Origin of the sequence: Microcystis sp. LE19-131.1A (assembly GCF_027532015.1) — a bacterium.
Lineage (GTDB): Bacteria > Cyanobacteriota > Cyanobacteriia > Cyanobacteriales > Microcystaceae > Microcystis > Microcystis ichthyoblabe_A.
Map to the genome: position 1 here is coordinate 1 of NZ_JAPZSS010000058.1, position 10,579 is coordinate 10,579.

8 protein-coding genes are annotated in these 10,579 nt (G+C 45.4%); 2 read left to right on the forward strand and 6 right to left on the reverse strand.

The window, feature by feature from the left end; all coding sequences use genetic code 11:
- Window positions 1-287 precede the first annotated feature (287 nt).
- Window positions 288-449 carry a CAB/ELIP/HLIP family chlorophyll-binding protein gene (locus O9323_RS05115; protein WP_487353236.1) on the reverse strand — a complete coding sequence of 54 codons (162 nt, stop codon included), beginning with the start codon at window positions 447-449 and terminating at the stop codon, window positions 288-290.
- Between the two features lie 258 nt (window positions 450-707).
- Between O9323_RS05115 and O9323_RS05120 the strand changes: the two genes are divergently transcribed.
- Complete coding sequence (locus O9323_RS05120) at window positions 708-2,270, forward strand: B12-binding domain-containing radical SAM protein (protein ID WP_061430542.1); 1,563 nt, start codon at window positions 708-710, stop codon at window positions 2,268-2,270.
- A 260-nt stretch (window positions 2,271-2,530) separates the two neighbouring features.
- Window positions 2,531-3,610 (forward strand): AOC03_06830 family ribosome hibernation factor, encoded by a 1,080-nt coding sequence (locus tag O9323_RS05125; protein ID WP_024969023.1) that lies wholly within the window; start codon window positions 2,531-2,533, stop codon window positions 3,608-3,610.
- A gap of 2 nt (window positions 3,611-3,612) precedes the next feature.
- Here O9323_RS05125 and O9323_RS05130 read toward each other — a convergent pair whose 3' ends face one another.
- From O9323_RS05130 to O9323_RS05150, 5 genes are all read right to left on the reverse strand, one after another.
- Window positions 3,613-4,056 carry a molybdenum cofactor biosynthesis protein MoaE gene (locus tag O9323_RS05130; RefSeq protein ID WP_002746835.1) on the reverse strand — a complete coding sequence of 148 codons (444 nt, stop codon included), beginning with the start codon at window positions 4,054-4,056 and terminating at the stop codon, window positions 3,613-3,615.
- Between the two features lie 405 nt (window positions 4,057-4,461).
- On the reverse strand, window positions 4,462-5,358 hold the full coding sequence (prmA, locus tag O9323_RS05135) for a 50S ribosomal protein L11 methyltransferase (protein ID WP_024969322.1): 897 nt from the start codon (window positions 5,356-5,358) through the stop codon (window positions 4,462-4,464).
- Between the two features lie 252 nt (window positions 5,359-5,610).
- Window positions 5,611-7,188 carry a phosphoglycerate dehydrogenase gene (serA, locus tag O9323_RS05140; RefSeq protein ID WP_288124774.1) on the reverse strand — a complete coding sequence of 526 codons (1,578 nt, stop codon included), beginning with the start codon at window positions 7,186-7,188 and terminating at the stop codon, window positions 5,611-5,613.
- A gap of 462 nt (window positions 7,189-7,650) precedes the next feature.
- Window positions 7,651-9,504: a biosynthetic-type acetolactate synthase large subunit gene (ilvB, locus tag O9323_RS05145; protein WP_002752240.1), complete on the reverse strand. Its 1,854-nt coding sequence runs from the start codon at window positions 9,502-9,504 to the stop codon at window positions 7,651-7,653.
- 268 nt (window positions 9,505-9,772) lie between these two features.
- On the reverse strand, window positions 9,773-10,579 hold an 807-nt coding region (locus O9323_RS05150; RefSeq protein ID WP_288124775.1), incomplete at its 5' end, for an RNA-guided endonuclease InsQ/TnpB family protein.

Below are 10,579 nucleotides of genomic sequence, written 5' to 3' on the forward strand. Positions count from 1 at the left end.
CTTATGGTCAGAAATCGACCATTATGCCTTCTTGTCAAAAAATTTGTTCAATCTAGCTAACTACCATTATCGCCAATATTTCTTTGAAAACTCCCAAAAACTGAGTTTTAATCAACTCTATCATCTGGTATCTAAAACCTCTTAGCTTCACCATGAGTGATTATTGTTGACTGATCACTGAAAAATCTCTCCAACCTCCCACTTAAAAAGGGAAAGAGCTATGCTCTTCCCCTTTTTTTAAGGATTTATTCAAGATGATTGTAGATGCACAGCAGTCGAGGCCGAAATTACATTAAGCCTAACTGAGCAAGGATGCCTTTGTGGGTTAAGTATTCCGTAGCTACGCCAATAACGAAACCGAGCATGGCTAAACGACCATTCCAGTTTTCAGCGAAAGCGGTGAAACCGAGTTTGTTTTCTTGCTTATCCATGGTGAATTGCCTTCCTATAAGAAAATTGCGTTTAAGTCAAGTGCTTGATATTTAATGTAACATAACTTTCCAGACTATGCAACATTTCTTTACATAAATTTTATTGATGTTGGCCATAAACTTTTATGGGGGTAGGGTCAAGGGTGGGCAATGGCGGCCGAAAATCAAGCCTGATCCTAGTTCTCGGACTAAATAACGGTTTTCCCATCCCTGACCGAAAAAGATTACAATCAAGCGAAAGGTCAAGAATCGATCGCCGTCGAGCGAGGAGTGAATATGCGTGCCTTACTGATTTATCCCGTTTTTCCGCCGACTTTCTGGTCTTATAACAAAATTCTGGAATTAGTCGATCGCAAAGTCTTACTTCCTCCCCTGGGTATGGTGACGGTGGCGGCGATTCTACCCCAGGAATGGGAATTTAAACTGGTCGATCGCAATATTCGGGCAGTGACAGAAGCAGAATGGGACTGGGCCGAAATAGTCATTCTTTCGGGTATGATCGTCCAACGTCAAGATTTAATCGAGCAAATTCACGAAGCCAAACAACGGGGTAAACTGGTGGCCGTGGGGGGTCCCTATCCCACTTCTATCCCCCACGAAGTTGCTGAGGCCGATTTTCTGATTCTCGATGAGGGAGAAATCACCATCCCGATGTTTGTGGAAGCATTGGCAAAAGGAGAAACTAAAGGTGTTTTCCGCACCACAGAAAAACCCGATGTGACAATTACCCCGATCCCCCGCTACGATCTGCTCGATTTTGAAGCTTATGATTCCATGTCGGTGCAGTTTTCGCGGGGATGTCCCTTCCAGTGCGAATTTTGCGATATTATCGTTCTCTACGGTCGTAAACCCCGCACCAAAACCCCCGCACAATTATTAAAAGAATTAGATTATCTCTACGAGTTAGGTTGGCGCCGGGGCGTGTTCATGGTAGATGATAATTTTATCGGCAACAAGCGCAACGTTAAATTACTCCTCAAAGAATTAAAAGTTTGGCAAGAAGAACACCAGTACCCTTTCCGGTTTAACACGGAAGCGTCGGTGGATTTAGCCGCCGATCCCGAATTAATGGAAATGATGGTCGATTGTTATTTTGACGCGGTCTTTTTAGGGATTGAAACCCCCGACGAAGAAAGTTTACAATTAACCAAAAAATTCCAAAATACCCGTAGTTCGTTAACCGAGACGGTAGAAAAGATTATTAAAGCTGGATTGCGCCCTATGGCGGGATTTATCATCGGTTTTGATGGCGAGAAAAAAGGTGCGGCTGATCGCATTATTAATTTTGTCGAAGAAGCGGCCATTCCCACGGCTCTATTTGGAATGTTACAAGCTTTACCGAATACCGCCCTATGGACTCGCTTGGAAAAAGAAGGACGACTACGATTAACGGGGAAACAGGACATTAACCAAAGTACCCTGATGAATTTCGTTCCCACCCGGCCGATCGAAGATATTGCCACAGAATATATTGAAGCCTTCTGGACATTGTACGATCCAGAGGTATTTCTCGATCGCACCTATCGCTGTTTCCTGAAATTAGGCGCACCTAAAGCTAAACCAGCCTTTAAACTGCCTCGTCGGGCCGATCTCTATGCCCTAGCGGTAATTATCTGGCGACAGGGCTTTAAACGTTCCACTCGCTGGAAATTCTGGCAGAATTTATTCGGTATTTTGCGCCATAATCCCGCCAATGCCGAACACTATATCACTGTCTGCGCCCACAACGAGCATTTCCTGGAATACCGTCAGATTGTTCGGGATGAAATTATGGCACAATTAGCCGAATTTCAACGCCAAGAGGCATTAACAGCGGAAAAAACTGCCATAGCGGCCTAATTATTCCGAGGATGGGTTATTTACCCATCCTGAACATTTTCTGTCCTGATGGTGGGCGATCGATAAATCAATAATATTCCTAGTTTTCCGGTTAAAAATTCCCTCAATCTCTGCCAAAGCAATTCAGTATAATTTCTTAATTTTCTAGATATAATTACATTTTTTCCCTAAAATGTTAGCTGGAATACTGAATAAATCGAGAAAATCTGGATAAAGCCAGTATTTTTAGCTCCTTAACCCTATCAATCAAGCTAAAATCAATGATTACTCGTCAAGAACTTAAGAAACTACAATCCCTAACTCAAATACCCGCCCTTTCCATTCTCTTACCTACCCATCGCACCTCACCGGATAACAAACAAGACCCTATTCTCGTTAAAAATTTGGTCGATGAAGCAAAGCGCCGATTATCGGAAGAATTCTCTAAACGTGAAATCGAACCTTTGTTCGAGCGCCTCGATAGTCTAGTAGCTGAAATAGATTATCCTTATACTCTAGATGGGTTAGCTCTCTATATTGGTCCGGATATTGCCAAGCTTTATAACCTGCCTTTTTCTGTCCAGGCAAGGGTTGTCATCGATAAAACCTTTGCTACACGGGATTTAGTTTATGGATTACATCGAGAACAACCCTATTGGCTGTTACTATTAAGTCAGGGTTCTACTCGTTTAATCTCAGCTACAGGAGAAACTCTCGAAGAAATTCGCGATCAGAATTTTCCCCTAGAAATGACTGGACCGGGGGCCACCGCACCACTGCCCTTTGATGCCGATACCAGTTATCTAGATGATAGAATCCGGCGATTTTTCCAGCAGGTAGATAATGCTCTGGGTGAATACATTGACATTGATGATTCTTCCCCTTTGATTGTGGGTGGAGTGGTTCGTCAAATTTCCTTCTTTCAAGAAGTTTCACAGTACACATCAGCAATTGTTGGCACTTTAACCGGCAATTTTGACAAAACCTCACTGCCAGAATTAATTCCGCAAGTATTGCCGATTATGCATTCAGTGCGTCAGAATCAAAAAACTGAAGCTCTGCAAGCTTTGGATGCGGCAGTCAGCGCTCAAAAAGTTATCTCTACCCTGGGAGAAGTGTGGCGTTTAGCGCAGGAAGGTCGAGGAAAATTGTTATTAGTGGAGAAAAATTACCATGTACCCGCAGTTTTAAGCGAAAATGGTGACTTGATACTGGTGGAAAACGTCGGTGGTACGGAGGTAATCGATGACGCAGTGGATGAAATTATCGAAGTGGTATTGGCCAAGGGAGGACGTGTAGCTTTAGTCGAGGAGGATTCCTTGAACGATTACCAAAAAATTGCCTTGATTTTACGTTATTAGACCTAACACTCCGTTTCACAGGCCCCAATACTAACCCATTGACTAGAACCATCAGACCAGTATTCTTTTTTCCAGATGGGGGCATTATGCTTGAGAGTATCAATAGCATAACGACAGGCTGCGAAAGCTTCCCCTCGATGGGGACAACCCACCGCTACTAAGACGCTAATTTCACCGATTTTGAGCTTACCAGTGCGATGGTGAATGACAACTCGATTGGTGTCGGGCCAGGTTTGCCGAATTTGCCGAGCAATTTGCCGGAAAACCTCCATCGCCATGGGTTCGTAGGCCTGATAATCAAGATAAATAACCGGTTTACCGTCGGTTTGCTCCCGTACAGTGCCACTCATTAGTACAATAGCCCCATTAGCCCCATCATCGGCTAATTGATATACTTCCTGCAAAGATAAAGGAGCAAAACTGATGCGAAAACTATCTTGAGTCATGGATGCTTTTTTCAGTAAATAGTAAATAGTAAATAAGTAGCTGGTTATAATTAAATTAAAAATGGATTTTAGGTTCGATCCCCCCTGCCCCCCTTGATAAGGGGGGTGCCGATAGGCGGGGGGATCCCCCTTGATAAGGGGGGTGCCGATAGGCGGGGGGATCCCCCTTGATAAGGGGGGTGCCGATAGGCGGGGGGATCCCCCCTTAATCCCCCCTTAATAAGGGGGGCATCTGATAATTTTTAACGCCTACCTACTTAGTAATCAGTGAAGTGACAAGACAGCACTGTTAATGCCATTTAATACTCCTCACTTGATACTGCTCACTGAAAACTCAAATCTGATAACTGCTCACTGATAACTGATAACTGATAACTGATAACTGATTCCAGGCTGACAGCTATATTAATCCACAGCGCGGCGAATTTGAAGACAGCACCATTCTTGACGTTTCCACAGGGCAGCCACTGTCCAGCCGTGGCGTTCTAAAATATCTGTAACTGCTTGTGCTTGGGTGACAAGAATGCCGCTTAAAATTCCCCAGGTGGTGGGTTTTGCCAGACGGGTGATTTCTGGCATTAAAGCGATAATTGTCTCGGCTAAAATATTACAAACGATGCCATCAACACCATCGGGAATTAATTCTAATAACTCCTCGACACTACCCTGATTAACAGCTAAATTTTCGGGGTTAATCCCGTTGAGATGGCGATTACTATACGTCGCATTCACCGCCAGGGGATCTATATCGACAGCATAAACTTTTTTAGCCCCCAATAAAATCGCCCCGATCGCCAGTATGCCGGAACCACAACCGATATCGGCGATAATTTTATTCTCTGGATTGCTACTTAAAAGCATTTCTAGGGATTCTAGACATAATTGGGTGGTGGGGTGGGTTCCCGTGCCGAAAGCGGAACCGGGGTCAATTTTAATCACCAATCTCTGGTTATTTTCCGGGGGATTTAACCAAGCGGGACAGATCAAAAAGCGATCGCCGATCTCGCTAATTTGCCAATGTTGTTTCCAACTGCTGGCCCAGTCTTCCTCGTCCATTAACTGCCAATGGCTGACAGGTTCAGAAAAACCTAAAATCAAAGCATCCTGCTTTAACCAGAGGCTTAGTGCCTCTAAATCGGGCAATTGCGCTTTAATTTCTGGTATATAGGCCTTAACCTCTAAAGAGGATTGTTTTTTAGCAGTGGCCGTTCCCGAACAGCCAAAATCTTCCAGTCTCCAGAAAACCGTTTCTTCGAGACTAGGTTCGCATAAAACCGTAATTTCCCACCAACTATTAGACATATATCAGTTATCGGCTTCTGAAGGCAAGAGGCAACAGGCAAGAGGCAAAAGACAGAATCTGACAATTCTCCTACCTAAAAAGAAGGTTAGAAACTAAGCACATCAAAGCTTTTAGCTTAACCAATTAGGTCTGAGATTCGTCCCTTGTTATCAGTTATCAGATTTGGGTTTTCAGTCAACAGTATTAAGTGGCAAGTGCAGAGCTTTCCTTTCACTGATTACTGTTGACTGTTTACTGATAACTGATTTAATCTAGAGTTTTACTGTGTAAGCATCGCGGATACCGGGGACTTTAGTAATTTCCGAGAGAAGACCTTCCGGTAGAGGATCATCGAGACTCAGGGCCATAACTGCATCACCGCGAATAATTTTGCGTCCTACCTGCATACTGGCGATATTGACATTAAAACTGCCTAAAAGTGCGCCAATTTTGCCGATAATACCGGGCATATCTTGGTGAAGGGTGAATAACATATGATTACTCGGTGGCACGTTAATGGGGAACTCATCGAGGTCAGTAATGCGGATTTCTCCCGTACTTAACAGCGCTCCGGTGACGGAATGAGTCCCCATGGAACCATTAGCTTCCAAATGAATCGATCCCGAATAGTCGCGGGTGGAAGCATCCCGGGTTTCGATTACCCGGATACCGCGTTCCTTAGCTTCGATCGCCGCATTAACATAGTTTACCCGTTCCCGGAGGGCTTGGGAAAGTAAGCCCTTAATTGCCGCTACCACCAGAGGTTGACTGTCTTTAGTGGCCAATTCTCCCTGTAAACGGACATTTAACGAGTCACAGCGACCTCCTGCCAACTGACTGACAAGATTACCCATAGTTTCCGCTAATTGCAGGTAAGGGCGCAGTTTTTCCATAACATCGGGAGTTAGTCCGGGGATATTAACGGCCGAACGCGCTGGCAAACCGAGGAGGACATCGCGAATTTGTTCGGCCACATCAACAGCTACACCCACCTGTGCTTCCGTAGTCGATGCACCTAGGTGGGGAGTGAGGATGACGTTAGATAATTCTCTTAATCTAGATTCGCCTAAAGGTTCCTGTTCAAATACATCCAAGGCTGCCCCAGCAATTCTACCGGATTCGAGGGCTTCAATTAAAGCCAACTCATCGATAATGCCGCCTCTGGAACAGTTAATGATGCGAACCGTGGGTTTCATCTTAGCGATGGTTTCCCGACCGATGAGATGCTGGGTTTCGGGAGTTTTCGGGACGTGGAGAGTGATAAAATCGGACTCGGCAAAGAGTAATTCTAGATCCACCAGGGTGCAACCGAGTTGATCGGCCCGTTCTTTGGAAATAAAGGGATCGTAGGCGAGAATTTTCATGCCTAGGGATCTAGCAACGGTGGCGACATGGGAGCCAATTTTACCTAAACCGACGACTCCTAGGTTCTTTTTATAAACTTCTGTGCCGATAAAGCGATTTCTTTCCCATTTATTCGCTTTTACCGACTGATTGGCATTGGGAATATGACGGGAAAGGGATAACATCATGGCCAAGGCGTGTTCGGCAGCGGCGATCATGTTACCTTCGGGAGAGTTAACGACAATAATACCCTGACGAGTGGCCGCAGGAACATCGATATTATCGACTCCTACCCCTGCGCGGCCGATAATTTGCAGTTTGCTGCCCGCTTCGACGATTTCTTTGGTGACGCGGGTACTGGAACGGAGCATCAGTGCGTCGTATTCGGGGATAATTTGAATGATTTCCTCGGCGGATAGTCCTGTTTTCACGTCCACTTGGGCAACCTGTGACAGAATTTCTACTCCTACCGGATCGATCGAATCGGATACCAGAACTTTGGCCATAATCTTTATAACGTGCTTTTTTCAGTCTACGGGCAAATGCTAGACCAATACTGGTATCTAGCCGCAATAGCCCATTTTAGAAGCAAAGGGTGCAGTCTATGGCAAAATTAGCGAAAAGATTTTAGGTTGTTATTCTTAATTGTCGTCCATAGGGTTGATGTCAGGCTCTTGCCGTTGTCACTGAGATATGCCTAATTTAATCACGGTGGCGATCAAGTTTTCCGCTCCTTTTTCTAAGGCTTTTTCTAGGGCTGTCATTGCTTCTATTTGAAAATTTCTAAGTAGCTGGTTATGATTAAATTAAAAATGGATTTTAAGTTCGATCCCCCCTGCCCCCCTTGATAAGGGGGGTTTCTGATAATTTTTAACGCCTACCTACTTATGATATTCACACAGTAGAGAAAAAGCCAAAAACCTCCGTTATACTTAACGGAGGCTGGTTAATTAATTAACAATTTTCAGCTACAATTTCGCCCCACATTCAGGACAGAATTTATTATTCCAACTGTTAACCGCGCCACAACTGGGACAATTGTGCATTTCACAACCCCCGGTGACAATTTTCGGTAAACCAATCATACGGGCATTACTTTGGCCGGGGGCAACCATGGGATAACAATTTTCGTCTTTAGTCACGATCGCATTGACCAAAACTGGACCATCATGGGCCAACATTTCGGCAATTTTTGCGGCTAATTCATCTCGATGGCGAATAGTAATCCCTTTAATGCCGTAAGCTTGGGCTAACAGTTCCACATTTGGCATTCCCGCTTCCATATTGGAATTAGAATAACGTTCCCCATAGAAAGCTTCTTGCCATTGACGTACCATACCCTGCCAACCATTATTAATAATAATCGTCTTGGCATGAATATTAAATTGGGTTAGGGTGGCCAATTCCTGTAGATTCATTTGGAAACTGGAATCACCACTAATACAGATGACCTCCTCATCGGGAATAGCCACCTTTACCCCCATCGCAGCAGGTAAACCGAAACCCATCGTCCCCAATCCCGCGCTAGAAATCCAACGTCGGGGGCCATTTTTGAGGAATTGGGCCGCCCACATCTGATGCTGGCCCACATCGGTGGTATAGTAGGCGTGGGGTGCCTGACGGCCCACCTCAACGATTACTTCTTGGGGAGAAAGTCTGCCTTCCGGTAGGGGTACTTGCAGGGGATAATCTTGGCGCCAGCGCTCGATCTGGGCTAACCAAGCTTGGGTGCGATCGGAATTAGTGGGATAATCAAATTCTCTGGCTTTTTGGAGTATTTGTTCTAAAACTACCCGCACATCCCCGACAATCGGCACGTCAGGGGCGCGATTTTTGCCCACTTCCGCCGGGTCGATGTCCACATGAATTACCTTAGCTTTTGAGGCGAATTCGTCCAATTTCCCCGTTACTCGGTCATCAAAACGAGCGCCGACGGCAATTAATAAATCACACCCGGTCACGGCAAAATTAGCGTAGGCAGTGCCGTGCATTCCTAACATTCCCACCGAGAGGGGATGATGTTCATCAAAAGCACCGATCCCCATTAACGTGGTGGTAACGGGTAACTGAAAACGCTCGGCAAACTCGGCAATTTGGGCGTGGGCATTAGCCGCGATCGCACCTCCGCCAACGTAAAGTAAGGGTTTTTCGGCGGTTTCCAAGAGGTGCAAAGCGGCCTCGATTTGACGGCGATTACCCTTAACCGTGGGACGATAACCGGTTAGTTTCACATCTCCCGGTTCGACGGGGATATAATCGCATAGTTCTAAACCGACATCTTTGGGAATATCGACTAAAACCGGTCCCGGTCGTCCTGTACTGGCGATGTGGAAGGCTTCAGCGACGATTCTCGCTACTTCCCGGGCATTTCTAGCCACATAGGAATGTTTAACAATCGGGAGAGTAATACCATAAATATCGGTTTCTTGGAAAGCATCGGAACCGATGGCCGCCCGGCTGACCTGACCGGTGATAATTACCATCGGGATGGAGTCCATGTGTGCGTTAGCGATGCCTGTCACCAAATTGGTCGCCCCGGGGCCGGAAGTACCGAAACAGACCCCGACTTTGCCGGTAGCCCTAGCGTAGGCATCGGCGGCATGGGCGGCCGCTTGTTCGTGGCGCACTAAAATATGTTGTAATTCTCCCCGCTCTTCAAAGCGGTAGAGTTCGTCATAGATGGGCAGGATCGCACCTCCGGGATAACCGAAGATGTGCTTAACGCCATGACGTTTGAGACTGTCCATCAAGGCATAAGCACCAGAACAACGCTGGGGAACCGTTGTTAAAGAGTTATTGGGCTTGGGAAGTGATGAAACCACAGGGCAAACCGTCCAATTTCTAACTAGAGGGATAATTGCAATTCTGTTGCCTAGGATGCAACTTGAAAAATAGCAAAATTGATAACCTTATACTTTTAGTGTATTCCATCTCACCTTTTTGGCTGCAGTTTTTTTTCTTTTTGCATCTTACCCATGCAATATCTGGGAAGTGGGGTGTGGGGTGTGGGCTTCGGCCGTGAGCTCAGCGTTCGACTGAGCGTTCGACTGAGCGTTCGACTGAGCGTTCGACTGAGATCACGCCGAAGTCTCACGCCGAAGTCTCACGCCGGAGTCCGAACGGTTTCTGCTTCTTTCCCGAAGGATTTTTCGCACTTGCCTTAACAGATTTACTCTGTTCTGGTCTTATGGTCGCTCTACAGACTGACACCGCAAGCCCTGCGGCCAAAATGTTTTTACTGGCGTTAATATCTCGGTCATGGTGAGTCCCACAGTCTGGACAGTCCCATTCTCGAATATTTAACGGCATTTTCTCAGCAATATACCCACAATTACTACACCTTTTAGAGCTAGAAAACCATCTATCTATTTCGATGTAATTTCTCCCATACCAAAGGCATTTATAGGCTAATTGTCGGGTAATTTCTCCCCAACTAACGTCAGATATTGCCTGAGATAATTTCGGGTTTTTGACCATATTCTTGACGGCTAAATTCTCAACCACAATCGTTTGGTTTTCCCGAACTAATTGAGTGGTTAGCTTATGTAAATGGTCTTTTCTGCTATCGGTGATTTGAGCGTGAATCCTTGCTACTTTGATTCTTGCTTTTTCCCGATTTTTTGACCCTTTCTGTTTTCTAGAAAGGCTTTTTTGGGCCTTTCGCAATCTCCGATAATGCTTTTTAAAATGCTTGGGATTAGATACCTTGTCTCCATCGCTGGTAATCACAAGGCTACTAATTCCTAAGTCAATTCCAATGGCTTTATCGGTTGGGGGTAATGGCTTAATCGTTGGGTCATCAAATCTAATTGAAATATGCCAACGTCCAGAAGGATGTAATCTGACTGTTACTGTACTTGGGTCACAAGCTTCTGGGATTTGTCTTGACCATCGAAT

Bases quoted from the DNA above. Each gene is read 5' to 3' on its own strand.
- O9323_RS05120 (WP_061430542.1), top strand. From the start codon at position 708: ATGCGTGCCTTACTGATTTATCCCGTTTTTCCGCCGACTTTCTGGTCT.
- O9323_RS05125 (WP_024969023.1), top strand. From the start codon at position 2,531: ATGATTACTCGTCAAGAACTTAAGAAACTACAATCCCTAACTCAAATA.
- O9323_RS05130 (WP_002746835.1), bottom strand. From the start codon at position 4,056: ATGACTCAAGATAGTTTTCGCATCAGTTTTGCTCCTTTATCTTTGCAG.
- prmA (WP_024969322.1), bottom strand. From the start codon at position 5,358: ATGTCTAATAGTTGGTGGGAAATTACGGTTTTATGCGAACCTAGTCTC.
- serA (WP_288124774.1), bottom strand. From the start codon at position 7,188: ATGGCCAAAGTTCTGGTATCCGATTCGATCGATCCGGTAGGAGTAGAA.